At 70.8% G+C, this 25,774-nt stretch carries 26 protein-coding genes; 17 read left to right on the top strand and 9 right to left on the bottom strand.

Features of this window, described 5'->3' with window-relative positions; genetic code table 11:
- Positions 1-117: 117 nt before the first annotated feature.
- The 4 genes from SROS_RS22115 to SROS_RS22100 all read left to right on the top strand — a co-directional run bounded on the left by SROS_RS22115 (position 118) and on the right by SROS_RS22100 (position 3,464).
- The gene (locus SROS_RS22115; RefSeq protein ID WP_012891163.1) at positions 118-1,008 is read left to right on the top strand and encodes an RNA polymerase sigma-70 factor; all 891 of its coding nucleotides are present in this window, start codon (positions 118-120) and stop codon (positions 1,006-1,008) included.
- A 98-nt stretch (positions 1,009-1,106) separates the two neighbouring features.
- A complete protein-coding gene (locus SROS_RS22110; protein WP_012891162.1) occupies positions 1,107-1,850 on the top strand; it encodes an SDR family oxidoreductase in 744 nt (247 codons plus the stop codon).
- Positions 1,847-2,245: a hypothetical protein gene (locus SROS_RS22105; RefSeq protein WP_012891161.1), complete on the top strand. Its 399-nt coding sequence runs from the start codon at positions 1,847-1,849 to the stop codon at positions 2,243-2,245. The genes SROS_RS22110 and SROS_RS22105 overlap by 4 nt, the downstream gene beginning before the upstream one ends.
- 34 nt (positions 2,246-2,279) lie before the next feature.
- Complete coding sequence (locus tag SROS_RS22100; RefSeq protein ID WP_012891160.1) at positions 2,280-3,464, top strand: cytochrome P450; 1,185 nt, start codon at positions 2,280-2,282, stop codon at positions 3,462-3,464.
- Between the two features lie 332 nt (positions 3,465-3,796).
- Here the strand turns inward: SROS_RS22100 and SROS_RS22095 are convergent, their stop codons facing one another.
- The 4 genes from SROS_RS22095 to SROS_RS22070 all read right to left on the bottom strand — a co-directional run bounded on the left by SROS_RS22095 (position 3,797) and on the right by SROS_RS22070 (position 8,508).
- Entirely contained in the window at positions 3,797-4,594 is a 798-nt protein-coding gene (locus SROS_RS22095) for an AraC family transcriptional regulator (protein WP_012891159.1), read from the bottom strand.
- A gap of 281 nt (positions 4,595-4,875) precedes the next feature.
- Positions 4,876-6,240 carry a DHA2 family efflux MFS transporter permease subunit gene (locus tag SROS_RS22090; RefSeq protein ID WP_012891158.1) on the bottom strand — a complete coding sequence of 455 codons (1,365 nt, stop codon included), beginning with the start codon at positions 6,238-6,240 and terminating at the stop codon, positions 4,876-4,878.
- A gap of 286 nt (positions 6,241-6,526) precedes the next feature.
- Positions 6,527-7,258, bottom strand: coding sequence for an ErmE/ErmH/ErmO/ErmR family 23S rRNA (adenine(2058)-N(6))-methyltransferase (gene erm / locus SROS_RS22080; RefSeq protein WP_063610326.1), 732 nt, complete (start codon positions 7,256-7,258; stop codon positions 6,527-6,529).
- A gap of 539 nt (positions 7,259-7,797) precedes the next feature.
- The gene (locus tag SROS_RS22070; RefSeq protein WP_012891155.1) at positions 7,798-8,508 is read right to left on the bottom strand and encodes a pyridoxamine 5'-phosphate oxidase family protein; all 711 of its coding nucleotides are present in this window, start codon (positions 8,506-8,508) and stop codon (positions 7,798-7,800) included.
- Positions 8,509-8,738: 230 nt separating this feature from the next.
- Between SROS_RS22070 and SROS_RS22065 the strand changes: the two genes are divergently transcribed.
- From SROS_RS22065 to SROS_RS22055, 3 genes are all read left to right on the top strand, one after another.
- Positions 8,739-10,127, top strand: coding sequence for a cytochrome ubiquinol oxidase subunit I (locus SROS_RS22065; protein WP_012891154.1), 1,389 nt, complete (start codon positions 8,739-8,741; stop codon positions 10,125-10,127).
- Positions 10,128-10,137: 10 nt separating this feature from the next.
- The gene (cydB, locus tag SROS_RS22060) at positions 10,138-11,118 is read left to right on the top strand and encodes a cytochrome d ubiquinol oxidase subunit II (protein ID WP_012891153.1); all 981 of its coding nucleotides are present in this window, start codon (positions 10,138-10,140) and stop codon (positions 11,116-11,118) included.
- Positions 11,119-11,324: 206 nt separating this feature from the next.
- Positions 11,325-12,689, top strand: a complete 1,365-nt coding sequence (locus tag SROS_RS22055) for a pyridoxal phosphate-dependent decarboxylase family protein (RefSeq protein ID WP_043652588.1) — start codon at positions 11,325-11,327, stop codon at positions 12,687-12,689.
- A 130-nt stretch (positions 12,690-12,819) separates the two neighbouring features.
- Here SROS_RS22055 and SROS_RS22050 read toward each other — a convergent pair whose 3' ends face one another.
- Positions 12,820-13,383 (bottom strand): ArsR/SmtB family transcription factor, encoded by a 564-nt coding sequence (locus tag SROS_RS22050; RefSeq protein ID WP_012891151.1) that lies wholly within the window; start codon positions 13,381-13,383, stop codon positions 12,820-12,822.
- 78 nt (positions 13,384-13,461) lie between these two features.
- On the opposite strand from SROS_RS22050, the gene SROS_RS22045 reads away from it, so the two are divergent.
- Positions 13,462-14,934, top strand: coding sequence for an alpha/beta hydrolase family protein (locus SROS_RS22045; RefSeq protein ID WP_012891150.1), 1,473 nt, complete (start codon positions 13,462-13,464; stop codon positions 14,932-14,934).
- Positions 14,935-15,012: 78 nt separating this feature from the next.
- Here SROS_RS22045 and SROS_RS22040 read toward each other — a convergent pair whose 3' ends face one another.
- Positions 15,013-15,630, bottom strand: a complete 618-nt coding sequence (locus SROS_RS22040) for a TetR/AcrR family transcriptional regulator (protein ID WP_012891149.1) — start codon at positions 15,628-15,630, stop codon at positions 15,013-15,015.
- A 99-nt stretch (positions 15,631-15,729) separates the two neighbouring features.
- Here SROS_RS22040 and SROS_RS22035 point away from each other — a divergent pair, with 99 nt between their 5' ends.
- Together SROS_RS22035 and SROS_RS22030 are read left to right on the top strand one after the other, a co-directional pair.
- Positions 15,730-16,167 (top strand): VOC family protein, encoded by a 438-nt coding sequence (locus SROS_RS22035; RefSeq protein WP_012891148.1) that lies wholly within the window; start codon positions 15,730-15,732, stop codon positions 16,165-16,167.
- Between the two features lie 217 nt (positions 16,168-16,384).
- The gene (locus SROS_RS22030) at positions 16,385-16,918 is read left to right on the top strand and encodes a nitroreductase family deazaflavin-dependent oxidoreductase (protein ID WP_012891147.1); all 534 of its coding nucleotides are present in this window, start codon (positions 16,385-16,387) and stop codon (positions 16,916-16,918) included.
- A gap of 31 nt (positions 16,919-16,949) precedes the next feature.
- Here the strand turns inward: SROS_RS22030 and SROS_RS53080 are convergent, their stop codons facing one another.
- Positions 16,950-17,096 (bottom strand): hypothetical protein, encoded by a 147-nt coding sequence (locus tag SROS_RS53080; protein ID WP_245564694.1) that lies wholly within the window; start codon positions 17,094-17,096, stop codon positions 16,950-16,952.
- On the opposite strand from SROS_RS53080, the gene SROS_RS54455 reads away from it, so the two are divergent.
- Both SROS_RS54455 and SROS_RS22025 read left to right on the top strand, forming a co-directional pair.
- Positions 17,031-17,297 (top strand): MmyB family transcriptional regulator, encoded by a 267-nt coding sequence (locus SROS_RS54455; RefSeq protein WP_362967506.1) that lies wholly within the window; start codon positions 17,031-17,033, stop codon positions 17,295-17,297. The genes SROS_RS53080 and SROS_RS54455 overlap by 66 nt on opposite strands.
- A 558-nt stretch (positions 17,298-17,855) precedes the next feature.
- Positions 17,856-18,830, top strand: coding sequence for a hypothetical protein (locus SROS_RS22025; RefSeq protein ID WP_012891146.1), 975 nt, complete (start codon positions 17,856-17,858; stop codon positions 18,828-18,830).
- Positions 18,831-18,868: 38 nt separating this feature from the next.
- Here the strand turns inward: SROS_RS22025 and SROS_RS22020 are convergent, their stop codons facing one another.
- Positions 18,869-19,600, bottom strand: coding sequence for a TetR/AcrR family transcriptional regulator (locus tag SROS_RS22020; protein ID WP_012891145.1), 732 nt, complete (start codon positions 19,598-19,600; stop codon positions 18,869-18,871).
- A gap of 81 nt (positions 19,601-19,681) precedes the next feature.
- Here SROS_RS22020 and SROS_RS46125 point away from each other — a divergent pair, with 81 nt between their 5' ends.
- Positions 19,682-20,917: a carotenoid oxygenase family protein gene (locus SROS_RS46125; RefSeq protein ID WP_012891144.1), complete on the top strand. Its 1,236-nt coding sequence runs from the start codon at positions 19,682-19,684 to the stop codon at positions 20,915-20,917.
- 108 nt (positions 20,918-21,025) lie between these two features.
- On the opposite strand, the gene SROS_RS22010 is transcribed toward SROS_RS46125, so the two are convergent.
- Complete coding sequence (locus tag SROS_RS22010; protein ID WP_012891143.1) at positions 21,026-21,700, bottom strand: ArsR/SmtB family transcription factor; 675 nt, start codon at positions 21,698-21,700, stop codon at positions 21,026-21,028.
- A gap of 162 nt (positions 21,701-21,862) precedes the next feature.
- On the opposite strand from SROS_RS22010, the gene SROS_RS22005 reads away from it, so the two are divergent.
- The 4 genes from SROS_RS22005 to SROS_RS21990 are packed head-to-tail and all read left to right on the top strand — an operon-like array spanning position 21,863 to position 25,727.
- Entirely contained in the window at positions 21,863-22,396 is a 534-nt protein-coding gene (locus tag SROS_RS22005; protein ID WP_012891142.1) for a hypothetical protein, read from the top strand.
- A gap of 37 nt (positions 22,397-22,433) precedes the next feature.
- On the top strand, positions 22,434-23,453 hold the full coding sequence (locus SROS_RS22000) for a hypothetical protein (RefSeq protein WP_012891141.1): 1,020 nt from the start codon (positions 22,434-22,436) through the stop codon (positions 23,451-23,453).
- A 19-nt stretch (positions 23,454-23,472) separates the two neighbouring features.
- Positions 23,473-24,807 carry a Dyp-type peroxidase gene (locus tag SROS_RS21995; RefSeq protein ID WP_012891140.1) on the top strand — a complete coding sequence of 445 codons (1,335 nt, stop codon included), beginning with the start codon at positions 23,473-23,475 and terminating at the stop codon, positions 24,805-24,807.
- A gap of 50 nt (positions 24,808-24,857) precedes the next feature.
- Positions 24,858-25,727 (top strand): bile acid:sodium symporter, encoded by an 870-nt coding sequence (locus tag SROS_RS21990; protein ID WP_012891139.1) that lies wholly within the window; start codon positions 24,858-24,860, stop codon positions 25,725-25,727.
- Positions 25,728-25,774: the final 47 nt, after the last annotated feature.

Here is a 25,774-nt window from a genome sequence, read left to right as displayed (position 1 = left end):
GTTCGATGAACCGCACGGCTCGCTCCGCGTGTCCCCGATCGCTGCGGCAAGGGGCGAGTGGCACCGGTCATGGCCTCCAGGCGACCGGGCCCGTAAGGGGGCTGAGAGTCTGGGGGCGTGACAGTTGATGCGGTTGAGGACTTCGAGCGGCACCGCTCGAAGTTGTTCGGGTTGGCCTATCGGATGCTGGGTTCGGCTGAGGAGGCCGAGGACGTCGTCCAGGACGCCTTCCTGCGTTGGCATCAGGCGAGCGCTGTCGAGTCGCCGTGGGCGTGGCTGGCCAAGGTCGCCACCAACCTGTGCGTGAACCGGTTGACGTCCGCTCGTGCGCGCCGGGTGAGCTATGTCGGTTCCTGGCTGCCGGAGCCGGTGTTGACCGCGGGCGGCGCTTTGGGCCCGCTGGACAGCGCCGAGCAGCGGGAGTTCGTCTCGCTGGCCTTCCTGGTGCTGCTGGAAAGGCTTAACCCGGTGGAGCGCGCGGTGTTCGTCCTGCGCGAAGCCTTCGACTACAGCCATCGGGAGGTGGCCGAGGTCATCAACTCCTCCGAGGCGAACTCCCGGCAGTTGCACACCCGAGCTCGCCGGCGCCTGGCCGAGGCACGTGGCGGCTCCGATCGCCGGGTGGACCGGGGCTACCGCCGCGACCTGGTGGAGAGCTTCCTGGCAGCCGCGCAGCAGGGGGACCTGCCGGGGTTGGAGAAGGTGCTGGCCGAGGACGTGACCGTGTGGGTGGACGGTGGCGGCAGGGTCGGCGCTGCCCGGCGGCCCATCTCAGGCGCCTCCCAGGTGGCGCGCTACTTGGTGGGCTCGTTGAGCATCGCCGGTGAGGGGGTGAGGCTGTTGGCTGCGGAGGTGAACGGCGCGCTGGGGCTGCTGGCTCGGGCCGGTGAGGAGCTGGTCGGCGTGCTGGTGCCGGAGACGTCGGAGGGCCGGATCAGCGGGATTCGCATCATCGCCAACCCCGACAAGCTCCGGTTGTCACATTCCAGAGGCCTATCCGGTTCTTAACGGGTGACCGCCCACGCCGGACCCGGCGTGTGCGGTGACCTGACAGCCGCGCGAGGCCGGAACACCGGCATCGCGCTCTCCGCGGAGGATTTCTACCCGTGACGAACCTGATCCTGGTGACGGGCGGTACCGGCCGGCTCGGCCGCGCGCTCTTGCCACAGCTTCTGTCGGACGGTCATGCCGTCCGAGTGCTGAGCCGCAGGCCGCCATCGGATGAGCAGACGTGGCGCGGTGACCTGCTCACCGGTGAGGGCCTGGAGGAGGCGGTCGACGGCGTCGGTGTGATTGTCCACTGCGCGACCGGTAACGGCCGTTCGGACATCGCTGGTACGCGCAACCTCATCCAGGCGGCGGTGCGAGCCGGCCGCCCGCATCTGATGTACGTGTCCATCGTCGGCGTCGACCGGGTGGACATGTCCTACTATCGAGCGAAGCTGGCCTGTGAGCAGCTCGTGGAACGCTCCGGCCTGCCGTGGACGATCCAGCGTACGACCCAGTTCCACGAGCTCATGGTCTGGATGTGCACGAGCCAGCGGTGGCTGCCGATGATCGTGATGCCCAGCGGGGTCAGCTTCCAGCCCGTCGACGCCGGCGAGGTGGCTGCCCGCCTGGCTGCACTAGCCGGTGCGCCGCCGGCCGGCCGGGTGCCGGACATGGGCGGGCCCGAGGTGCGCCCCGCCGCCGATCTGGCCCGCGCCTACGCTCGCTCGCGCTCCAGCCGACGGCCGGTGGTGTCGGTGCCGATGCCTGGGGCCGGCATCCGCGGCTACCGCGAAGGGAGACATCTGACCCCTGAGCACGCCGACGGACGGATCACCTTCGACCAGTTCCTCGCCGCATGAGTGCCCGCACCTGGCTGCGCGCAGGTCTGGCCTTCCTCGCCGTGGCGCAGTTCGCCGTGGGGGGCTGGGCGCTGTTGTTCCCCCGCTCGTTCTTCGACATCCCCTGGGTGGGGATGCGCATGCCGTACAACGCGCATCTGATGATGGACTACGGCGCGATGAGCCTGGCCACGTCGGTGGTGCTGGGCGTGAGCTTTTTCATCGTACGGCGGAGCATGGCCCGTACGGCACTCGCCGTGTACCTGGTGTTCGCCGCGCCGCACCTAGTGATCCACATCCAGCTGCTGCATCATCTCACGCCCGGCGAACGCGTGCCGTTGCTGGCCGCACTCACGGCAGCCGTCGTGATCCCGCTGGTGCTGCTTCCGCTCACCAGCCGGCTCGAAAAGGCGTAATTCCTCCAGCTTTCCACAGAAAGGCGTCTTTGTTATGCCCGAAAACGTTCCGTTGCCGATCCGCAGGGACGCGGCCTGCCCATTCAGCCCCGATCCGGAGATGGCCCGGCGGCGTGAAACCGATCCGGTCTCGACCTCCCAGTCGCTCCTGCCGACCGGCGACCTCATCGAAGTCCGGCTGGTCACCGGGTACGGCGCCGCCCGCGAAGCGCTCGCCTGCCCGCACCTGAGCAGCCGCCCCGACGCCAAGCTGAGGAAGTTGATCGGCGAGCAGGCCGGCTTCCTGGTGGCCATGGACCCGCCCGACCACATCCGCGTCAGACGGCTGTTGACCGGCGAGTTCACCGTCCGGCGGATCAATGCCCTCCGCCCCCGCTTCGTCGAACTTGTGGACGAAGCCCTGGACCGGATGGAACAGGCCGGGGGGCCGGTGGACCTAATGACCGCGTTCGCGCTGCCGCTGCCGTCACTGATGATCTGCGAGCTGCTCGGCGTCCCGTATGAGGAGCGCGCGGACTTCCAACGGCACAGCAACACCATGCTCGACCTCAGCCTCACCATGGAGGAGCAGTTCGCCAACGCCATGGAGATGCACACTTACATGGGCGATCTGGTGGCCGTCCAGCGCGAGAATCCCGGCGCGGACATCCTCGGCATGCTGGTCCGGGAACACGGCGACGAACTCAGCGATGACGACCTGATCGGCATCGGCAACCTCCTGCTGATCGCCGGGCATGAGACCACCGCCAACATGCTCGGCCTCGGCACCCTGCTCCTGCTGCGTCACCCCGACCAGCTCGTGCGAGTGCAGGAGGAGCCCGAGGTGGTCAACGGCGCGATCGAGGAGATGCTGCGCTACCTGTCGATCGTCAACAACGGCGCCATCCGCACCGCGACCGAGGAGTTCGCCCTGGCCGGCCAGGTGATCCACGAGGGCGAGCGGGTGGCAGTCTCCCTGCCCTCGGCCAACCGAGACCCGGCACTGATGGCCGAGCCCGACACCTTCGACGTCACCCGCCGCCCCAGCGCTCACGTCGCCTTCGGACATGGCATCCACCAATGCCTCGGCCAGCAACTGGCACGCATGGAGCTCCGCCTCGCCCTGCCGGCCCTCCTGCGCCGATTTCCCACGCTACGGCTCGCCGTGCCACATGAGGAGCTGCGCTACCGCGAGCTGGCACCCGTCAACGGCGTGCTCTCCCTCCCGGTGACCTGGTAATCACCATGGACAGCATCATCGACCAGGGACAGGTGCATGGGCGGCGGCCAGTGCGTCAGGCCCGCCGCCGGAGGTCTTCGACCAGCGCGAATCCGACGGCATCGTCGAACTCCTCCGGCCCGCCACCGCGTGACCCATCACCACGCGACAGAGCAGCATCCCCAGAACGAGAGCCGTACCCCGGCCTTCGACGGGGTGAACCCCCTCCGGAGCAGCGGCCGCCACGCACCCTACGGCCGCTCCCTGGCCGATCTGATCACCATGGTTGGCGAACAGGGCGCTGGTACGGATCTTCACGCGAGAGAAGGGCGTGAGATCATCCCGGTTCTGGATCAAACGTCGAGAACGGCCTCTCCGTTGAGGTAGCGCCCGGGTGAGGTGCCGACGGTCCGGCGGAACGCCGCGAGGAAAGCGCTCGGGGTCGCGTACCCCACCGTGTGCGATACCTGCGACACCGGCCGGCCTTCGGCGAGGAGAGGCAAGGCGGCCCGCAGTCGCATGTGAGTGCGCCAGCGGTCGAAGCTCAACCCCGTGTCACGGACGAACAGCCGCGTCAGGGTGCGTCGGCTCACTCCGATGGAGCGTGCATGGGCTTCAAGGCTCCGGGAGTCGGAGGGGTCGGCGAGCAGGGTGTCGGCCACGGCGCGTACGCGTTCGTCCACGGGACGCGGAACATCGATGGGCAGGGCCGGCAAAGGGTGCAACAGGTCCAGCACTACCGCCTCGGCCCGCAATCGCGCGTCATCGGCGAGGTCTTCACGGGCGAGATAGGCGATCAGATGGGCCAGCAGTCCGTTGACGCCGACCGCAGTGGGCTCCGTCCAATTCAGAGTGCACCGCACTGGATTGAGGTAGAGGCTGCACAGCAGCGCGTCGCGGGTCGCGCCGGTCCGGTGGACGACTCCCGCCGGCAACCACAGGGCCCGGGTGGGCGGCAGGACCCAGTACGCGTCGTCCACGGCGACACTGAGGACGCCGCTCCGCGTCCAGGCCAGCTGGTGGTGCGTGTGGCTGTGCGGGGAGATCCACTGTCCCGATGACAGCGGGAAGTGCCCGACAACGATCACGCCTACCGCGGTCGGGACGGCGGATTCGACGGCCTCGATCATGGATTCGACGGCTTCGATCATGCACTCCAGAGTATGTCCTCAAGGCGATATGATTTGGCCTTATCGCGGATTGTGGCCAGCACGGCCGGCACATAGCGGGAGAGCCGCCACAGCGTTCTGATCACCGTGGTGACACCACGGTTTGAAGTGGTACTGAAATCCGGCTTCAGATCATGCCTATTTGATCATCATGTGGTCCCAGAACCGGCCTTCCGCTGGTCCCACTTCAAACCGTCGAAGTCGCCACGCGCTGCTGGTCCGCGACGGCCGCGTCCTGGCGTAGGGACCGGTGGCCCAGATCCTCACCGGGGAGCGGCTGTCGGCGTGCTTCGGCCGCCGGCTCCATGTCCAGCGGGCCGCCGCGGGCCGCCGGCACGCGACGGCAGCAGCACGACGATGAGCACAGCGCCGAGCGCCACGCAGACCGCGCCCGCTGTGAGCCCGCCTGAGTAGCCCATGATGGCCAGCGCGGCTACCCCGACGGCGCCGCCGATCTGCTGGACGGAGGTGAACAGGGCCGATCCGAGACCGGCGTCCTCCTCGGTGGTGCCGTCGACTGCGGCTACGGCCATGACGGGCAGGCTCAGCCCGTTGCCCACGCTCAGGATAAGCATGCCGGGCAGGACGTGGGCGGCGTAGGAGTCGCCCGCCGCCAGGCCGGACAGCAGCAGCAGGCCGGCGATGTTGACCAGGAACGCCAGCAGGAGCGCCCAGCGCGTCCCGATCCTGAGCGAGATGCGGGAGGACAGCCACATGCCCGCCAGGATGCCGGCGCCGTAGGGCAGGTAGGCGATGCCGGCCAGGAGCGGGCTGTAGCCCAGAGCGGTCTGTACCTGGATCATCAGCAGGAACGACATCGCGTACATCGCCATCGAAAACAGCAGGGTCGCGACGTTGGCGACCGCCCGCGTCCGCGATGCTAGGAACGATGGGGGCACCAGCGCCGCCGCCGCCCGCGACTCGGCCACCAGGAACGCCACCGCCAAGGCGGCGGAGAGCACGACGGCGCCGATGACGATCGGATCGCTCCAGCCGGTCTCGCCGGCCCGCAGCAGCCCGTACACCAGCGACACCGCAGCGCCGGTGACCAGGACCGCGCCGGGAACGTCGAGACGGCGCCGTCCGGGAGCGCGGGACTCGGGGACCAGACGGGGGAGCAGCGCCAGGGCCACAGCGACGATGGGCAGGTTGATCAGGAAGATCCCGCGCCAGGACACCAGGTCGGTCAGCGCCCCGGACAGCACCAGGCCCGAGGTCCCGCCCAGGGCCGCGATGCCGCCCCAGATGCCCAGCGCTTTGGCCCGCTCTTGCGGCCCCGGATACAGCAACGTGATCATCGACATCGCGGCCGGGCTGGCCATCGCAGAACCCGCACCCTGCACGAACCGCCCGATAACGAGCTGCCACGGCTCCTGCGCGAGCCCGCAGGCCAGGCTGGCCACCCCGAACAGCGCCACCCCGATGAGGAAGACGCGGCGGCGGCCCAGCAGATCCGCCATCCGGCCGCACAACAGCAGCAGCCCGCCGAAGGCCAGGAAGTAGGCGTTGACGACCCAGGGCAACCCGGACGCGCTGAACCCCAGCTCATCGCGGATGCTGGGCAGAGCAACGTTCACGACGGTGTCATCGAGCACGAGCATGAACTGGACAAGACACAACACAATCATCGGCACCCGACGACGCTATGATCCGCCGCATTTGGCCACAACCCACGATGAGGCCAGACTATGTCGCATGGAGGACATGGGTGCGATCATCGTCGGCCACTTCCCGATGACCTCGGGGGATTGGATCCCCCGCACAGCCACACCCACCACCAGCAAGGCGCAGGTCCAGGTCAGCCGGTTGCAGGTCCACCCCCGTGAAGGAGGCGCTGCCGAGTGCCACAGCCCGCGCACAGGCACCCGGAGAGCCGGGCCGGGGACCGCGTGGCGCGGTCCCCGGCCCGGGTGATCACCCGGTGCGGTGGAGCCGGTCGAAGAGGACCGGCCACAGATCGGGGTGGACGTGCGCGACGACCGTGTCCCGGGCGACGCCCGCGGCGGCGAAGGCCGCGTCGACCCGGTCGGCCGGGTGGCGCAGCCGCATGGTCGCGTGCAGGGAGCCGCCCAGGCCGGTGAAGCCGTAGTCGACGAAGGCGTGGTAGCCCGGCAGATCAGGCGCCTGGGAGCGGCGTTCGATCCGCAGGATGGCCGAGTCGACCGCGGGGATGGGCCGGAACACCTCACGGCTGAGGTGGCCCAGCAGCTCCCAGCTGTACCAGGGCCAGGTCTGCACGGTCAGCATGCTCCACCGGCCGAAGTCGCCGGTGCGTTTGCGGGCGTACTCCAGCTGGGTGGTCAGGGTGGCCGAGGTGAGATCGGGCGCCCGCAGGCACCAATCGACGATCTTCGAGGTGATCGAGTAGGGGATGTTCCCGACGACCGCGAACGGCTCGCGCGGCGCGCGGGCGGCCAGGAAGTCTCCCCGGACGACGCGGATGCGGGCGTCGTCCCGGGTGCGGGCGGCCAGCCTCCCCGCCAGCAGCGGATCGACCTCGTAGCCGACGACCTGGCCGCAGGTCCCGGCGAGCGCCCGGGTCAGGACGCCCTCTCCCGCGCCGGGCTCCAGGACCAGGTCGTGCGGGCCGGCGGCCTCGACGATCCGGGCGACGGCGTCGGGGTCGACGATGAAGTTCTGCGACAGGGTGCGCCTGGCCTGGTCGCGGCCGGTTCTGCCGCCGCCGCCGCGGGCTTTCTTCTGGGTGTGCGAGTAGTTTCCGTGAGCGAATGACTGCGCCACAGGTGTTGCCCTTTCGGGTCCGAGAGGAAGTGGTCTCGGAGGCCCAGGGCTCGCGCAGAGAGAGGCGGTGGCTCTCTCTACCGGCCCAAGGCCGGGCTGTGGCGGAAGCGGATGAAGAACTGCGGCGCCTGGCACGTGAACAACATGCGGCTCAGGTTAGGGAGCCGCGTGCCGTACGCACAAACGGTTTTACGACCGCCGGGCGGGCGACGGCGACAGCCACGACAGGCCGCTCTCCGTACCGCCCGAATCGCCGAGGGCGCGGATCGCGATCCCTGACGCGTCGTGCCGGAGAAGAGCTGGATCCGCCGCGGCCGTGTAGGTCCCCGCCGAGCCGGCGCACTGCTGCGGGGCCACCGGTATCCCCTTGCCGTCGATGTCGTGGGCTACCGGTCCCGGGTCCGTCCGGGACGGCCCGGCGGACATCCCGGCGGCGGACGGCCTCAGCCGTCGCCGGGCGGAGGCGAGCCGTCGGGCAGGCCGTGCCCGCGCCGGATGCGGCGGCCGGTGATCTCTGCGGGGACGATCCTGACGTAGAGCTCCCGGTCGCCCCCCGCCCAGGGCTGAACCCCCGAGGCCGCCGCGGCCGCCTGCTCCCCGGCGGTGGCGGCGTGGTGGAGGCCGCCCCGCACCAGCACGCTCCAGCCCTCCTGGTTGGCTTCGTCGATGCGGTCGACCTCGAAGGCGATCTTGAAATCGACGCCCTTGACGCCGGTGCGCAGGTCCGCGTCGAGCGGGCCGCCGAAGGCGGTCCGGAAGATCACGGATCCCTCGTGCAGGACGTAGTTGACCGGCAGGATCGCCGGACCACCGAGGTCGTTGAAGGCCACCCGGCCCACCCCGCCGGGGGAGATCAGCCGCAGGCACTCATCCGAGTCCAGTTTCTCCAGCTCGGGAAGGGCGGCGGGGCGTCCGCGCCCGGGCGGCAGATCAACGGTCCCGCCGAGCAGCTCCTGGGTGCTGGTCTCCAGGGCGGAGGCCAGGCGGCCCACGGTGTCGGCGCCGGGGGAGGCCGCCGTCTCCTCCAGGTAGGCGAGGTAACCGGGGTCGATCCCGGCCCGCCGCGCCAGCCGTTCCCGGTCGAGGCCGAGGCTCTCGCGCCGTCCGGCGATCCGGCGGCCGAGGTCACCGGGGGCCGTGATGCGTTCGGTCATGGGATTCCCCCAACGGGAAGGTGGATGTCTTCTCATCCGGCACGCTACGGCCCGGCGCGGCGCGGGGGCAGGGCCGAAAGTCCCCTCCGTCGCGGCCGGGCGACCTCATCCGCCCAGGTGTCCGCCCCGCACGGCGGGACCAAGGTCCCTGCAAGCAGGGCCCGCCGACCCTAGGGCGGACCCTGACTTTTCGGTGAGTCTTCAGTGACTCACTGATGACTTGGAGCGCGATGGACGTCTTGGACCTGTCTCGTTGGCAGTTCGGCATAACGACCGTCTACCATTTTCTGTTCGTGCCGCTGACGATCGGCCTGTCGATCATCGTTGCCGGATTCCAGACGGCCTGGCACCGCACCGGGAAGCCCGCCTACCTGCGGCTGACCAAGTTCTGGGGCAAACTCTTCCTGATCAACTTCGCGATGGGCGTCGTCACCGGCATCGTGCAGGAGTTCCAGTTCGGGATGAACTGGAGCGACTACTCACGCTTCGTCGGCGACGTCTTCGGTGCCCCGCTGGCCATGGAAGGTCTCATGGCCTTCTTCCTGGAGTCCACCTTCCTGGGTCTGTGGATCTTCGGTTGGGACAAGCTGTCACCGAGGCTCCACCTGGCGACGATCTGGATCGCCGCGATCGGCACGAACCTCTCCGCCTACTTCATCCTGGCGGCCAACTCCTGGATGCAGCATCCGGTCGGCTACCGGCTCAACCCCGTCACCGGCCGGGCCGAGCTGACCGACATCTGGGCGGTGCTCACCAACTCCACGACCCTGGTGACGTTCCCGCACGTGATCTTCGGGGCGTTCGTCACCGCCGGGGCGTTCGTCGCGGGGGTGAGCGCCTGGCACCTGCTGCGCAAGAAGAACGTCGAGCTGTTCCGCGTCTCCGCGCGCACGGCGATGACCGTCACCCTGGTCGCCTCCATCGGAGTCGCCCTGTCGGGCCACTGGCAGGCCCAGATCATGACCGAGCAGCAGCCGATGAAGATGGCCGCCGCCGAGGCGCTGTGGGAGGACGAGACCTCCGCCGGCTTCTCGCTGTTCGCCGTCGGCGACGTCGAGAACGGCCGCAACCACATCAACCTGCAGATCCCGTACGGCCTGAGCCTGCTGTCCACCAACACGCTGGACGGCCGCGTCGAGGGGGTCAACGACATCCAGGCCCGTTACGAGGCCACCTACGGCCCCGGGGACTACACGCCCGTCGTGGGCGTCGCCTACTGGTCCTTCCGTCTCATGATCGGCTTCGGGATGCTGGCCGCGCTGCTCGCGCTCGCCGGCCTCTGGGCCACCCGGCGCGGCCGGCTGCCGGACAACCCGTGGTTCCACCGGCTGGCGATCCTGGGCATCGGCCTGCCGTTCCTGGCCAACTCGATGGGATGGATCTTCACCGAGATGGGCCGCCAGCCGTGGACCGTCTTCGGGATCATGCGTACCGCGGCCGCGGTCTCACCCGGCGTGGACGTCACCGAGGTCGCCATCACCCTGGTCGGATTCACCCTGGTCTACGCGGTGCTCGCGGTCGTCGAGATCCGGCTGCTGCTGAAGTTCATCCGGATCGGCCCCGACGCCGAAGGCGAGCCCGGCCGGCCCACCGACACCGTTCCCGTCCTGTCCTACTGAAGAAGCTGCCATGGAACTCACCACCGTCTGGTTTCTGCTCATCGCCGTTCTGTGGACCGGCTACTTCGTCCTGGAGGGCTTCGACTTCGGCGTCGGCATCCTGCTCCCGCTGCTCGGCCGCGACGAGTCCGACCGGCGCACCCTCGTCCAGAGCATCGGGCCGGTGTGGGACGGCAACGAGGTCTGGCTGATCGTGGCCGGCGGCGCGACCTTCGCCGCGTTCCCCGAGTGGTACGCGACCCTGTTCTCCGGCTTCTACCTGCCGCTGTTCCTCATCCTGCTGGCCCTCATCGTGCGTGGCGTCGCCCTGGAGTACCGCGGCAAGAGCACCAGCACCCGCGGCTGGGACCGGGCGTTCTTCTGGGGGTCGCTCGGTCCGGCGTTCCTGTGGGGCGTGGCCTTCGCCAACATCGTGCGCGGTGTCCCGCTGGACGCCGACCACGAGTACACCGGCTCGCTGCTCACCCTGCTCAACCCTTACGCGCTGCTCGGCGGCCTGGCCACGCTCACGCTCTTCACCTTGCACGGCGCGGTCTTCATCCGGTTGAAGACCGACGGGGAGCTGCGGGAGCGTGCCGGGCGGCTGGTCCGCCTGGCCGGACCGGCGGCGCTGGTCATCGGCGGCGCCTTCCTCGTGACGACCCAGCTGATGGTGGGCAAGCCCGCCACCTGGGGCACCGTCGCGGTGGCCGCCGCCGCGATCGCCGGCGCCCTGGTCGCGACACTGCGCGGCCGCGACGGCTGGTCGTTCGCCGCCAACACGGTGGCCATCGTCGCGGTCACCGTCACCCTGTTCGCGAGCCTGTGGCCCAACGTGATGCCCGCACTCGACCCGGCCAACAGCCTCACCGTGGACAACGCCGCCTCCACCTCGTACACGCTCACGGTGATGACCTGGGTCGCGGTTCTCTTCATGCCCCTGGTGCTGGCCTATCAGGGATGGACCTACTGGGTGTTCCGGCGCCGTCTCACCCGCGCGCCCGGCGGCTGAGCGTCGGGGCTCCGCGGAGGCGCCCGGTGCGCGGACCCGTCGTCGCGGGGCGCGTGCCGGGCCTCACCTCCGGACGGGGTGATCCTGGAGGTGGCGGGATCCGGCTGTTTCGGCTACGAATGCGACCACGTCCTGGTGGAAGCGGCGCTGCCGTGACCACCCGCCTGCTCTCCTGTCGCACCCCCTCCGGCGAAAGTGGTACGGCCTTGAACCTCCGGCGAGCACTTGATCGCGTCATCGACAATCACCGCCGCTGGAAGGAGGGCTTCGGGGACCACCCGGGGCACGACGCGCTCGCGGTGGACGACGGCCGGCTGGAGGCCGCGCTGGATGAGCTCGGCCTGCGGTTGCGCGACAACTACCCCTTCTTCCACCCGCGTTACGCCGGTCAGATGCTCAAACCCCCGCATCCGGCGGCGGTGGCGGGATACGTGGCCGCCATGCTGGTCAATCCCAACAACCACGCCCTTGACGGAGGGCCGGCCACCGCGCGGATGGAGCGCGAGGTGATCGCCCAGATCGCGGGCATGTTCGGCTTCGGCGAGCACCTGGGCCACCTGACCACCAGCGGGACGATCGCCAACCTGGAGGCCCTGTACGTGGCCCGTGAGATCCATCCCGGCCGCGCCGTGGCGTTCAGCGCCGACAGCCACTACACCCACGCCCGGATGTGCCGGGTTCTGGGGATCGAGGGCCTCTCCGTCCCGGTGGACGGCGCCGGGCGCATGGACGTGGACGCCGTGCGCGACCTGGTGGCGGGCGGGCGCGTCGGCACGGTGGTGGTGACGGCCGGGACCACCGGTCTGGGGGCCGTGGATCCCGTGCACGAGGTGCTCGCCGTCTGCCGCGACCACGGCGTGCGCGTGCACGTCGACGCCGCCTACGGCGGTTTCTTCGCGTTGCTGGCCGGTACCGCCGGAGCCGACGGGGTGGCCGCGGCCCCGTGGGAGGCGATCGCGCACTGCGACTCGGTCGTGGTGGACCCGCACAAGCACGGGCTGCAGCCCTACGGGTGCGGCGCCGTGGTGTTCCGCGATCCGGCGGTCGGCCGCTTCTACGTGCACGACTCGCCCTACACCTACTTCACCTCGGAGGAGCTGCATCTGGGGGAGATCAGCCTGGAGTGCTCGCGCGCCGGCGCGGCCGCCGCGGCGCTCTGGCTGACCCTGCGGCTGTTCCCCCTGACGGCCGACGGGCTCGGCGCGGTGCTGGCCGCCGGCCGCCGGGCCGCCGGGCGCTGGGCCGCTCTCCTGGCCGACAGTCCGTACCTGCGCCTTTACCAGGAGCCGGAGCTGGACATCGTCACCTACTTCCCCGTGGCGGGGGACCTGTCGTTGTCGGCCGTCGACTCCGCCTCCCAGCGGGTGATGGGGGAGGGGATGGGCGACCGGCAGGACCCGGTGTTCCTGAGCGTGCTGCGCGCCGACGCGCGGAGTTTCACGCTCCGGCATCCCGACGTGCGCGCCGACCGCGGCGAGGCCCGCGTCCTGCGCAGCGTGCTGATGAAGCCGGAGTCCGAACCGTACCTCGACACCCTGCACAGGCGGGTCGAGCGCCTGGCCGCCGGCTGACGGGCGCCAGGACGAGACCACCCGGCGGGAGACCTCCGGCCCGTCGCCTCCGCGCGAGGTCCGGGCCAGGGGCGGCCCCTCGCCGAGCGCGGTGCCGCCGTCGCGGTCGCGACGGCCGGGGATCCGCGGGTCATTCCTCGTCGGCGGGCAGGGCGAAGAGCCGGATGTACAGGGGCCGTGCGTCCGGTGGCGCGTCCTCGGCCCGGTGGTTGTACTTCATCAGCAGCGCGATGTAGGCCTCGAAGAACTCCTCGAACTCCTCCTTGGTCATCCGGCTCATGCCGCGCGAAGCCTTGGCCCAGTCGGGATCGCGCTGGTAGGCCGCGGGAAAGCGCTCGAACAGCTCGCGGTCCTCGTCCATGCCGGCCCGGTGGAAGGCGGCGAGCACGGCACGGTCCTCGGGGGCGAGCTGGCCGGGTGTCGGCAGCCTCATGTCCCGGGGCCCCTCGGCCCTGCGCCACCAGCGCTCCCTGCCGGTCGAGCGCTCGGGGATCTCCTCGACGAAGCCGTATTTCTCGAGCAGGCGCAGGTGGTAGCTCGTCGTGCCCGTCTTGGCTCCGAGCACCTCGCCGAGCGTCGTCGAGGTGGCGGGGCCGTGCACCTTGAGGTGGCGCAGCATGAGCCGGCGCATGGGGTGCGTCAGCGCCTTGAGTCTCGCCGGGTCGTCGAGCAGGAACGGCTCCTCATCCTTCATGATGAGCAGCCTAGTTCTACAGAGTGATTTCTGCAGATAAAGTTATGCCGAGAAAGTTCTGCCGAATATATTCGGCATATGCGACGAACCCTCCCGGCCGTGGCCGCGATGCTCTGCCTGCTGGCTGCCCCCGCCCTGCCCGCCGTCCTGCCCGCCGCCCCTGCGGCGGCGGATGCCCCGCCCGCCGTACCCTCCGACCTGACCGCGACCGAGGTGAGCTTCCGCGGCGGTGGAGGCCTCGTCATGCACGGCACGGTCCTCACCTCCGCCTCCACCTCCGCCTCCACCTCCGCTTCCGCCCCGGCGAGGTCCCCGCGTCCGGGCGTCGTCCTGGTGCACGGCTCGGGTGCGGGCGTCCCCCGCACGAAGCTGATGGGTGAGGCCGTCGAGTTCGCCCGCGAAGGCCTGTCCGTGCTGGTCTACGACAAGCGATCCGAGGGCTACTCGCTCTTCCGCCGGTCCTTCTCGCAGCTCGCCGACGACGCGCTGGGCGCCGTGGCCACGCTCCGCTCCCAGCCGGGGGTGGACCCGGCGAAGGTCGGCGTATGGGGGTTCAGCGAGGGCGGCTGGGTGGCGCCGATCGCGGCGTCCCGCTCGGAGGACATCGCCTTCCTCGTGCTCGTGGGCGCCAACGGGCTGCCACCGCTGCGGCAGCAGACCTGGGCCGTGGCGGCCGGGCTGCGCAAGGCGGGGGTGGCGGGCTCGCTGGTCGAGCGGGCCGAGCTCAACCTGTACCGGACGATCGCCGACGGCGGCATGTTCCCCGAGCCCTACTACGACCCCGAGCCGACCCTGGCCGCGGTACGCCAGCCGGTGCTCGCCATCTGGGGCACCCACGACCTGCTGACCCCGCCGCAGGAGAGCCCGCCGGTGGTCGCCAGGGCGTTGGAGAGGGGCGGCAACCGGCACTACACGTTCCGCTTCTTCCCCGGCGCCGACCACGCCGCCCACCAGAGCCCCGACGGCGGCGTCACCCGGCTGCCCGAGCTCGCCCCCGGCTACGCCGACCTGGTCGGCTCCTGGGCCGGCGACGTCACGGCGGGCAGGGCGCCCACGTCCGGGACGTCGGGCCCCGCCCCCACGCAGGCCTCGCCGACCGTGCCGGTGGAGCCCCCCGCCTGGTGGGAGTCGGCGCCGATGCAGCTCGCGGCGCTGGTGCTGCTGGTGGTCGCGTTCGCCGCCTACCCGGTGGTGGCGCTGGTCCGGCGCCTGCGCCGCCGTCCGCCGGTCCCGGCGACCAGGGCGGCGCGGCTGCTCAGCGCCGGAGGGCTCGCGGCGGTGCTCGGCTCCTTCTCCTACCTGTTCTACGTGGTGATGACCGGCGGCAAGCTGGCCGCTCCCGGTCCCGTGGCGGCCGGACGGCCGCTGGTCTGGCTGGCGCTGCAGGCCCTCGCGGTGGCCTCCGTCGCCGCCACCGTCCTCACCGCCCTGGCCTGGCGCCGCTCCCGGGGAACCGCCCCGCGAGGGGAGAGGGTACGGCTCGGCCTCCTGCTCGCCGGCGGGGTGGTGTTCCTTCCCTGGGCCCTCTACTGGGGCCTGCTGCTCCCGTGACGGCGGCGGCGCCCCGGAGGCGCCGCCGGGCACGTCCGGCGGCGCCGGGTTCGGCGCGCTCGCCGAGGCCGCCTTCGCCTACGCCGACTCGCCGTTCGACTCGTGGTGGCGCAGGGACGCCAGCAGCCGTGACAGCGCCGCGGTCGTGTCCGTGAGGCCGGCGGGGTCCGCCGAGCGCGCGAGCCACAGGGCCGCCTCGTTCATCGCGCCGGACAGGAGGCGGGCCAGCGGCGCGACGGGCTGCCGGACGATGATCCCGGTCTCCACCAGCGTCGTGAGCGCCTCGGTGAGATGCCTGGCCGACGAGTCCTCGTCCATCGCCCGCCACTCCTCCCAGCCCAGCACGGCGGGACCGTCGATGAGCATGATCTGCTGCACCTCGGGATCGGAGCTCGCCGCGAGGAACGCGTGGCAGCCGGCGATCAGCTGCTCCCACGGGTCGTCCCGCGCCTCGGCGGCGGAGGCCACCCTGGCCGCGACCTCCTGCTGCACCTGCTCGACCACGGTGCGGAAGAGGGCGGTCTTGCTGTCGAAGTGGTGGTAGAGCGCCCCCTTCGTCATCTCGGCGTTCTCGACGATCTCGGCGAGGCTCACCGCGCCGTAGCCGCGGCGCGCGAACAGCCGCCTGCCCTCCGCCACCAGTGCGCGCCTGGTCTCCAGCCGCTGCTGCGCCTTGCTCCGCGGTGCCCGGTTCACCCTCGCGCCTCCGTCGTCGGACGATTGACATACCGATGGTACGCATTTAGGTTAGCCGAACATACCGACGGTATGTGACTTTCGAATCGGAGTGCCCTTATGAGTTTGACCAGCTTCTACCCGGTCGTCTGCACGCAGCGGATCGCCGAGACGCGCGACTTCTACACCGGCCTGTTCGGCTTCGAGACGACCTTCGAGTCGGACTGGTACGTGAGCCTCAGGCGACCGGAAGCGCCCCACTACGAGCTGGCGATCCTCGACCACACCCACGAGACGATCCCCGAGGGCCATCGCGTGCCCGTCCAGGGGCTGATCCTCAACTTCGAGGTGGCCGACGTCGACGCCGAGCACGACCGGCTCGTGCTCCAGGCGGGCCTGGAGCCCAGGCTTACCCTGCGGAGCGAGGACTTCGGCCAGCGGCACTTCATCGTCGCCGACCCGAACGGCGTCCTCATCGACGTCATCACGCCGACGGAGCCGACGGCGGCCTTCGCCGACCAGTACGTCCCCCCGCACTCCGGCGACGGGCGCCCCTGAGCGGCCGGCCGGACGCTTCTCGCGCGCCGCCGCCCGGCGGCATCGCCGCGGCGCCCGGTTGACATACCTTGATCTCCAAAATACGTTTGCTTATAAAGCAAATTATCTTCGCTGTATAGCGACTGTCGGGGCCGCTGAGCCTGCGTCGACGCCGGCTCTCCGCGCTCTGTGGAGACGCCGGCTCTCCGCGCCCCTTGGAGACGGGAAGGACCCGCGCATGACCGACGAGCAGCAGGCGACGGCCACGGACTGGAACCGGCCGATCATCGAGGAGTTCCGGGCGAACGCCGGGAAGGTGGGCGGCCCGTTCGAGGGCTCCCTCCTGGTGCTGCTGACCACCACGGGGGCCAGGACGGGCAGGCGCCGGACGAGTCCGGCGATCTACCTGCGGGACGGCGAGCGGATCCTGGTCTTCGCCTCCAACGCGGGCGCTCCGGCCCATCCCGCCTGGTACCACAATCTGCTGGCCAACCCGGAGGTCACCGTCGAGATCGGCGACGGGACCCGCGTCGAGACCTACACCGCGACCGCGGCCGTCCTGCGCGGCGAGGAGCGCGACCGGCTCTACGCCCAGCAGGCGCGGCTCGTCCCGGCCTTCGCCGACTACCAGGCCGGCCTCTCACGGGCCATCCCGGTCGTCGCCCTGCGCCGCTCGGACGCCGCACCGGACAGCGCGCGCGCCCAGGCGGCGGGGGAGGAAGCCGCGGGCAAGCGTGGTGGCCCGCACGGACGGCTCGGGCCATCGTCGTAGCCGTGGCCGTGGCCGTGGCCGTGGCCGAGGTTCAGCAGTCCGCGACTTCTCGTACGGCGCCCTTGTCGGCGGATCGGGCCAGGTCGCCGAGGCGGGGCCCGGCCTCGGCGACCTGGCCCGCTCCCCGATCATCCAGCGCCTCCTCCAGACCAGTAAGCCGTTCCGCGACGCCTGGCAAGACCACCGCATCGAGGGCTTCGCCTCACGCCTACGCCTCTTCCATCACCCCGCTCAAGGCGTTCTGCGCTACGAACACCACCGACCGGCCCCCGCCGACCACCCCGACCTGCACGTGGTGATCTACACCCCGGCTGCGCCCACCGGCGCCGAATCGCCGGAAAGTGCGGCGCAACGCGACTCGCCTCTGGGATCTTGCTGAACCTTCCCCGGGCGATCGACCACGCTCCGGCCGACACCCCTTCCAGCCTCCTGACCGAGCCTTTCTGCGTCCCCGGCGAGGATGGCCTCCACTTCGGGCAACGCGAGGAGTTCCCACCGGACGCGGCCATGCCGTACGGCGGGCACGGGAGAGCGACCGTTGACAGCGGAGCACCGAAATGGCGATCATGAGCGTCTATCGGGTGGATCTGTTCGCTGAAGTTGTGTGAGAGGTGTCCTCGTCCTCGCCGACAGGGAGCGTCTGTGCCCCGCATCACCCTCGATCCAGTTGAACCGGATGCCCATGGCCCGGCCGCGATCGCCTCGGCGGATCCTGCCGCCTGCGCCGGGACGGCCGGCCACCCCGGTCTGAACGGCCGGGCGAGCGCGCCGGCCGCACCGGACCCTCAGGGCCGGTGGCCACGGTTTCCGCGTCCGCTTCCGCCCCGGTAGAGCACCTCCATCACCGCCCGACCATTCGACGCTGCGCGCGGCCGGTCGCAGCCCGGCCGGCCTCCGCGGCTCACCAGCGTGTTCGACTCGAAAAGAGAGGCGCCCCATGGCTCGGAGCATCCCCGTATCCGCCCCGTCACCTGACGCTCATGCCGCGGATCTACCCCGGCGCCGAGGGCTGATCATCGTCCTCAGCGTGCTGGCCGGGGCGCTGATCGCCTCGCTGTGGTCCTTCCGGCTCGTCGACAGCGTGATCGGCGACAACGTCGCCAACACGCTGCTCGGCTACGACGCCAAGCACACCGAGATCGGGGGCCTGATCGCGGGGACCGTCTTCGCCTTCGTCTCGGGTCTGGCCGGCACCTTCACCGCGTGCAACATCGCCGCGTTCGGCGCGATCGCGCCGATGACGAACGCGGGGAGCGCCCACCCGGCCGGCACCTCGGACACCTCCGGCCGGCTCCGGATCGGGGCGACCCTGCGGCCCATCGGCTGGCTCGCGCTCGGCATGATCGTGGTCTCCGGACTCTACGGGGCCGTCGGCGCCCTCCTCGGCGAGCGGCTGCCCCAGCTGTCGACGGCGACGGCCGGCTCCGGCCTCCCACCGCGGCTGCTGCAGGCCTCGATCGTCTTCGGCGTGATCGGCCTGGCCTTCGCCTACCTCGGCCTGGCGGCGCTGCGCGTGGTGCCCGACCCCTTCGCCCGCCTGTCGCTCCGCTTCCCCAACGCGCGCCTGGTCGTGATCGGCGCGCTGATCGGCGGATTCCTCATCGGGCGGCCGTTCCCGCTGTTCCACAAGCTGTTCGAGTACGCGGCCGAGACCCACAATCCGCTCTACGGGGCCGCCGTCTTCATCCTGCAGTCGCTCGGCAACATCACGCTGATGGCCGTGCTCTTCGTCCTGCTCGTGCACACCACCGGGGGCCGCTTCACCCGCTGGATGACCGCCAGGCCGTCACGCGTCGCGACGATCACGGCGGTGGCCTTCATCGTCGTCGGCGCCTTCACCTTCCTCTACTGGGACCTGCGACTGCCCGCGCGGTTCGGTTACGGCTGGTTCCCGGTGGCGCCCTGGGAGTGAGCGGCCCGGGTCCGCCGGCGGGACGGGCGGGCCGCCGCTCATCCCGCCGGCGCGGCCTGCCGAGGACGCGGTCTCCGGTCGCCCGCGGGCCGGTCGTCCACCGGATCCGGCCGCACGCCCTCGACCACCTTCCTCAGCCGCCTCTTGGAGGAGCCCACCGATCGGGTGGCCGCCTCCAAGGTGTCGCCCGCGCCGACCATCAGGCCGGTCAGCTGGGCTTCGAAGACCCGGTCGGCGTCGAAGGGCTCGATGAGATACTCGCCGAGTTCGAGCGTGACCAGCCCGTGGATCGCGGTCCACAGCTGGTGGGCGACGAGTTCGGCGTCACCGTCCCGGAACCGTTTCGCTGTGATGCACCGGGTGGCGCACTCCACCACGGTGCTCAGGGTGTATCGGCCGTACTGGCGGTCCTCGGCGGTCAGGGAGAACCCGGCCAGCGACGCCCCGCCGAACATGACCGCGTACAGGTGCGGGTTCGTCAGGGCGTTGTGCCGGTAGGCCCGCCCGAGCAGCGCGATGTCGGCGACGGGGTCGGCGGTCCGGGAGACGTGCGAGAAATAGCTCTGCAGGCGGGCGAACCCTTCGTAGACCATCTCGCGCACCAGCCCGCTCATCCCGCCGAAGTTGGTGTAGACCGCCATCGTCGAGCTGCCCGCCTCCGTGGCGATGCGGCGGGCCGACAACGCCTGGGGGCCTTCGTCGGCGAGCAGCCGCGCGGCGATGTCGACAAGGGCGGGACGGGTCTGAGGATTCGATCGGCGTGGGCTCACCTTGACAGTATTGCATAACGTCGTTATTTTTAACATAACGGCGTTATGCTAACTACCAGGCCTCACGAGGAGGTGCCCGATATGACGGTCACGGAGCACGTCGACCCGATCATGGCGCTCATGTCCGCGGCGCCCCGCCGCCACCGGACGCACGACGAGCCGCTGCCGGTCGACGGCGTCATACCTTCCGGCCTGGACGGCGCGTTCGTGCAGGCGAGCACGTATCCCGGGGGATCGTGGCAGTCGCACGCCACGGCCGGCCCCGTCCTCTTCTCCGGCGTACGGCTCGGCGGCGGCACCGCTCGGCGCCTCACGACGGCCGGGGAGTTCGGCGGCCACCCGCTGGAGCGGATGCCGGACCTCGCGACCTGGATCCGGCCCGCCGGATCCGCCGCCCGGCCGCCGGACGGGCCGTGGAGCGCGAGCCTCGCGCCGCCGGTCCAGGACCGGGCCACGGCCGAATGGCACACGATCGCCACCTATCCCGGTCTGGGCTGCGCGGAGCACCTGACCCTCGGGACGGACGGCGGCATCCGCGACGCCCGGCCCTTCGCCCTCGACGGTGCACCGCTCATGCACGCGGTCGCGCTCACCGAACGGTTCGTCGTGGTGTTCGACCTGCCCGTGACCTATCACCGGGCGGCGGCGATGGTCGGCACCCGATTCCCCTACCGCTGGCGGCGGGACCGGCCGGCGCGCATCGGACTGCTGTCACGGCGGCCCGGCGACGCGACGGAACCCCGCTGGTTCCCGATCGACCCCTGCTACGTGTCCCATTCGGTCAACGCCTACGACGACGGCGGCCGCGTCGTCGTGGACGCCGTCCGCCACGAGCGGGCCTTCGACGCTCCGTCGTGGGACGGCGAGGACGGCGCCGGGGCGCCGCGGGTGCACCGGTGGACGCTCGACCTGGGGAGCGGCGCGGCGGAGGAGCGGCCGCTGGTCGACTCCATGACGCTGGCGTCGGTCGACTCCCGGCGGGCCGGCCGCAGGCATCAGCTGATGTTCGGCCGCACCCCCGGCGGGCGGGCGCTGGTCGGCCACGACCTCGCGGCCGGCAGCACGCAGGTGCGGGAGCTCGCCCCGGGCCTGCGCGCCGGCCAGCCGGTCTTCGTCCCCCGTGGCCGCGCCGAGGGAGACGGCTGGCTCGTGGTCCTCACGCAGGACGGCGCGCGGCGGCGGAGCGAGCTGCTCGTGCTCGACGCGCTCCACCTGAACGGCCGGCCCCAGGCGGTGGTCCACCTCCCGGCCCTCCTGCCGGACGCGCGGCACACCACCTGGATGACCACACCCGCCGGGCGTGCGCACCGGCGGTGACCCCGCGCTCCGGGGAACGTCCCGGCGCCGGGACCGCCTCCGGCCGGGTCGCAACCGCTGCGCGGCGGGTCACGACTCCCGCGGCGGTCACACGCCCTGCCCGGCGGGCTACAACCCCTGCGCCCCGTCCTGAACCGGCCCGTCCTGAACCGGCCCGTCCGAGGCGGCCTGGACGTGCGCCGGTCCGCTGGAGGCCGGACGGGTGGTGACGTTCGGGTGCACCGCGACGACCACCCGGTGATCGCGCCCGCCCTCGGCCGTCTCGTCGTGGTATTTGGCCACCAGCGCGGTGACGGCGCCCGCGAGCTCCTCGGCGAAGGCGGCGCGATCGGCCGCCGAGGCGAAGCGCACCTGGCCGTCGATCGCGAAGGTCGCGACCCTCTTGCGGGCCTTGGCCGCGCCGGTGATCAGCTCGCCCATGTCGCGCACCATCCGGGAGGCCAGGGCCAGCAGCCAGCGCGCCGAAAGCTGGTCCGGCGAACGCTCCGGGTCGGGCGCGACCGCGGCCAGCGCGGTCGGCGAGATCACGAACGACGCGGCCGTGGCCCGCATCACCCGCTCGGTGACGTTGCCCTTTTTGCGCTCTTCGACCAGCTCGACCAGGCCGTGCCGCTCCAGCGCCTTGAGGTGGTAGTTCACCTTCTGCCTGGGCAGGCCGACCTTCGCGGCCAGCATCGTGGCCGAGGCGGCCCCTCCGGCCAGCTCGGCCAGGAGCCGGGTGCGGACCGGGTCCAGCGAGACCTCGGCCGCGGCCGGGTCCTCGATCACCGCCACTTCGAACATGCCATCACCGTCTCACCGACAATCTGACTTGTCAAGATGACTGAAACTGTCGGTTCGCTCCGGCCGTCCCCTCACTCATCCTCCCGGCATCGGGCATGGGATAATTCTGTGGTCAGGCGGCGCCTGCCTGTTCCCCCTCTGACCGAACGAAGGGGAGCGGGTATGGACATCACGCCTCAGGCGGTCGTCATTCCCAAGGAGACCGACCACCTCGAGCAGGGCAAGTACGGCCCCGTCTTCCCCAGGACCCCGGCGTGCTACGGGTTCACCATCATCGCCGACGTCAAGCCGGGGCGGGCCGAGGCGATCCGCAACCACGGCCACACGCTGGCCAAGGCGCTGGAAGGCGATCCACACCTTCTCGCGCCACTGAAGCTGCACTACCTGCGCTGGGTGCTCTTCGACGACGACACGCGTTTCATGTACCAGGGGATCTTCGACACCGACTTCGACAAGTACACCGAGGACGCCGTCGCGCTGTTCTCCAGGGCGGGGGTGAGTACGGCCTTCGAGAACCTCGAAGGCTTCCCCGAGGACTGGAAGACCAACCCCGACGCGTTCATCAGATTCGTCCGCGAGCATCACTGCCCGAGCTTCATCGAGTACGGGGAGTACCCGTACGTCACCGCCGACGAGATCAAAAAGGCGCTGCGGATCAAGAGCTCCCTGTCGGAGATGCTCGACCAGCTGCAGTGACATCCACCCGCGCGCTCCACTGTCGATCGGAGATGAGATGAGCGAGTTCAGGACCGCACGCACCTACAACCAGAACCACGTGCCGCGCCCGTACACCCCCGGCCGGCGGCGGGTGAGCATCTACGTCGCATGGAGCTATCCGGCCGAGGCCGGCAGGAACCCAGCCGAGCTGGACAACCGGTTCTCCACGATGACCGAGGTGCGCCGCGTGACCTGGCCGGCCTATGAGGACCCGAAATGGTCGGATCCGCTCCGGTTCCAGCAGGGCGTCGCGGGAGGGCTGGAGCTGTTCTTCTGGGGCTGGCTGCCGTTCCAGCAGTTCACCCATGAGACCACCGGGCACCCCGTGCCCGTTTACCAGCGCGTCGACCAGGCCGGGTTCCACACCCCGCTGGACGAGCGGGTGCTGGCCGACACCGACACCCTGTTCGTGTGGGGGCTGGATCACATGATCACCGGGCAGGACGCCGCACCCGAGGAGATCGAGGCGCTGCAGCAGTTCCTCACCCGCGAGGGAACCTGCCTGGCCCTGGGACCCCACCACGACGTCGGGGCCTCGGACGAACTGGCGGTGCGCGACGCGGAGTACCACCACCACGGCGACGCGCTGGTTCCCCGCCAGCAACGCTTCGGCAGGTACACCCGATCGCTGATGGCAGGTCTGGGGGTGCCCGTCGAGAACCGCTACGGGCTGCGGCCCGCGGTGACGGGAGCGGGCAAGAGCGCCCCGCTGTCCATCGCCAGGGATCTGGACACCAAGGGATGGCTGGAAGGCGTGTCCAGCTTCAACTTCCACATGCACCTGCCGCACTACGCCGTGACGACCGACGAACCCGACGTCATCCACGTGCTGGGCAGGCAGCCGATCGACATGTCCAGGCCGCCGCACCCCTTCACCGAGGCCGGCAACACCAAGTTCAACATGTTCCTGTGGATGCCTCCGGGCGGCGACCGGGCCGGTGACGTGATCTTCGCCGACACCACGATCTTCAGTGCGCTGTTCGGCGTCGACGAGAACCTGCGCGCCTTCTGGAACAACATCGTCTCAGCGAAGTAGCACCGGAGGGGAGATCGCGGTGAGCGAGCAGACCCACGTCAAGCTCGAACTCGACGACATCCAGCGTGGGGTGCTCAGTCCCCGGCCGAGCCCGTACGCGGCGACCTACATCCTGTTCCGCATCGACGACCGCGCGCACGGACGGGAGCTGATGCGGCGGATGAGCGCGATGGTCACCTCGGCCGCCGACACGGTAAGCCCCCTGGGCCAGACCTGGGTCAGCGTCGCCCTCACCCGCCACGGCCTCAGCGCGCTGGGGGTGCCGCGGGAGTCGCTGGAGACGTTCGCCTGGGAGTTCCGGCAGGGAATGGCCGCGCGCGCCAACGCGCTGGGCGACATCGGCGAGAGCGCCCCCGAGAACTGGGAGGCACCCCTGGGCAGCCCTGACGTCCACGTGGTGCTGGTGGCCCTCGCGCCCGACGGCGCACGACTGGAGGCGGCCCTCGACCGCGCCCGCCCGGCCTACCACGCCCTGCCCGGCGTGACGGCGATCTGGCGGCAGGACTGCCACGCGCTGCCCACCGAGACCGAACCCTTCGGCTACCGCGACGGCATCAGCCATCCGGCCGTCGAAGGCAGCGGCTTCGCCGGGTCCAACAAGCTGGAGGAGCCGCTCAAGGCCGGGGAGTTCGTGCTCGGCTACCCTGATGAGCTCGGCGGCGTCCAGACCCTCCAGCCCGAGGTGCTGGGACGGAACGGCACCTATGCGGTCTTCCGCAAACTCCATCAGCGCGTCGCGGTCTTCCGGCGCTATCTGAGGGACAACGCCACCGGCCCCGAGGACGAGGACCTGCTGGCGGCGAAGATCATGGGCCGCTGGCGCAGCGGCGCGCCCCTGGCGCTCAGCCCGCTGCGCGACGATCCCGACCTCGGCGCCGACCCGTACCGCAACAACAGCTTCCTCTACCAGCAGGACGATCCGGTGGGGTTCACCACCCCCGGCGGCTGCCACATCCGCCGGGGCAACCCCCGGGACGCGGCGGTGGCGGGCGCGCCGAGGCTGCACCGGATGATCAGACGCGGCACCGCCTACGGCCCGCCGCTGCCCGAAGGGATCCTGGAGGACGACGGAGCCGACCGCGGGCTGATGTTCGCCTTCATCGGGGCGCACCTGGGACGGCAGTTCGAGTTCGTCCAGTCCGAATGGATGAACGACGGCGTCTTCTTCGGCGCGGGCGACGCGAGAGATCCCATCGTCGGATCCGGCGACGGCCCCGGTGACTTCACGATTCCCCGCAGGCCGCTGCGGCGGTGCCTGCGGGCGCTGCCGCGGTTCGTGGTCACGCGCGGCGGCGAGTACTGCTTCATGCCCTCGCTGAGCGCCCTGCGCTGGCTCGGCGACCTCGGAGACTGACGCGCGGCGCCGGTCGCCGCCCGGACACGGCCGCCGCCGGGGGAGGCTTCATGAACGCGTTGCAGCCGCTGTTCAACGCGATAACCGTGATCTTCATCGCGGTCACCATGTTCGCCGCGGGACTCGCGACCACGCTGCCGACGCTGCGTGCCGTCTTCACCGACCTCCCGCTGCTCCTGCTGGCGCTGCTGGCCAATCTGGTGGTCGTCCCGCTGCTCGGCTGGGCCATCGCCGCGCTGTTCGTCCTGCCCACCGCGGGTTTCGTCGCTCTGGTCCTGGTCGCCTCGTCGCCGGGCGGGCCGTTCGGGGCGAAGCTGAGCATGGTGCAGAAGGGGGACGTGGTCGCGGGTACGGCGATGCAGGTGCTGCTGGCCGCCGTGGCCAGCCTCACCTTCGGCCCGATGAGCAGCGGCATCCTCACCACGGCCGAGGTCGGCGGGGGAATCTCCCTCGACGTCGCCGCGCTGGTGCGGACCGTGGCCATCCTGCAGCTCGTGCCGTTCGCCGTCGGGCTGGTGGTGCGCCACTGCGCGCGGCCTACGGCACTGTCGTGGCATCCGGTCGCCGGCGTGGTATCGAACGTGACGTTCATGATGGTGCTGGCGGGCATGCTGCTGGGCAGCTGGCGCGACGTCGTCGCGCTGCTTGGCTCACGCACCCTGCTCGCGGGGTTTCTCCTGTCCGTCGTCGCGTTCGCCGTCGGCACCCTGCTGGCCACCGGACCGCCCACGCGCCGTACCACCATGGGAGGTATCGCGGCGGTGCGCAACGTGGGACCTCCGCTGGCCGCCGTCGGGATCGCCTTCGGCGACGAGCAGGCCGTTCTGGGGGCGCTCGCCGCGGTGCTGACCAGCGGCCTGGCGGCGGCCCTGCCGATCGCCGCGGTGCTCGGTCGCGGACGGGACGGTGGCACCGCCTGAGAGGCGCGGTGCCGCCGAGGTGGCGACCCCGGGACGCGGGGCGCGCC

The sequence above is a fragment of the Streptosporangium roseum DSM 43021 genome (assembly GCF_000024865.1).
In the GTDB taxonomy this organism is placed as follows: Bacteria; Actinomycetota; Actinomycetes; order Streptosporangiales; family Streptosporangiaceae; genus Streptosporangium; species Streptosporangium roseum.
The sequence above is the reverse complement of the archived record's forward strand: the minus strand, read 5'-3'. Positions and strand labels throughout refer to the sequence as shown.

What these genes read in the sequence shown, in the direction of transcription:
- SROS_RS22105 (WP_012891161.1), top strand. Translation starts at nt 1,847, where the DNA reads ATGAGTGCCCGCACCTGGCTGCGCGCAGGTCTGGCCTTCCTCGCCGTG.
- SROS_RS22100 (WP_012891160.1), top strand. Translation starts at nt 2,280, where the DNA reads ATGCCCGAAAACGTTCCGTTGCCGATCCGCAGGGACGCGGCCTGCCCA.
- SROS_RS22095 (WP_012891159.1), bottom strand. Translation starts at nt 4,594, where the DNA reads ATGATCGAAGCCGTCGAATCCATGATCGAGGCCGTCGAATCCGCCGTC.
- SROS_RS22090 (WP_012891158.1), bottom strand. Translation starts at nt 6,240, where the DNA reads ATGATTGTGTTGTGTCTTGTCCAGTTCATGCTCGTGCTCGATGACACC.
- SROS_RS22070 (WP_012891155.1), bottom strand. Translation starts at nt 8,508, where the DNA reads ATGACCGAACGCATCACGGCCCCCGGTGACCTCGGCCGCCGGATCGCC.
- SROS_RS22065 (WP_012891154.1), top strand. Translation starts at nt 8,739, where the DNA reads ATGGACGTCTTGGACCTGTCTCGTTGGCAGTTCGGCATAACGACCGTC.
- cydB (WP_012891153.1), top strand. Translation starts at nt 10,138, where the DNA reads ATGGAACTCACCACCGTCTGGTTTCTGCTCATCGCCGTTCTGTGGACC.
- SROS_RS22050 (WP_012891151.1), bottom strand. Translation starts at nt 13,383, where the DNA reads ATGAAGGATGAGGAGCCGTTCCTGCTCGACGACCCGGCGAGACTCAAG.
- SROS_RS22045 (WP_012891150.1), top strand. Translation starts at nt 13,462, where the DNA reads ATGCGACGAACCCTCCCGGCCGTGGCCGCGATGCTCTGCCTGCTGGCT.
- SROS_RS22035 (WP_012891148.1), top strand. Translation starts at nt 15,730, where the DNA reads ATGAGTTTGACCAGCTTCTACCCGGTCGTCTGCACGCAGCGGATCGCC.
- SROS_RS22030 (WP_012891147.1), top strand. Translation starts at nt 16,385, where the DNA reads ATGACCGACGAGCAGCAGGCGACGGCCACGGACTGGAACCGGCCGATC.
- SROS_RS22025 (WP_012891146.1), top strand. Translation starts at nt 17,856, where the DNA reads ATGGCTCGGAGCATCCCCGTATCCGCCCCGTCACCTGACGCTCATGCC.
- SROS_RS46125 (WP_012891144.1), top strand. Translation starts at nt 19,682, where the DNA reads ATGACGGTCACGGAGCACGTCGACCCGATCATGGCGCTCATGTCCGCG.
- SROS_RS22010 (WP_012891143.1), bottom strand. Translation starts at nt 21,700, where the DNA reads ATGTTCGAAGTGGCGGTGATCGAGGACCCGGCCGCGGCCGAGGTCTCG.
- SROS_RS22005 (WP_012891142.1), top strand. Translation starts at nt 21,863, where the DNA reads ATGGACATCACGCCTCAGGCGGTCGTCATTCCCAAGGAGACCGACCAC.
- SROS_RS22000 (WP_012891141.1), top strand. Translation starts at nt 22,434, where the DNA reads ATGAGCGAGTTCAGGACCGCACGCACCTACAACCAGAACCACGTGCCG.
- SROS_RS21990 (WP_012891139.1), top strand. Translation starts at nt 24,858, where the DNA reads ATGAACGCGTTGCAGCCGCTGTTCAACGCGATAACCGTGATCTTCATC.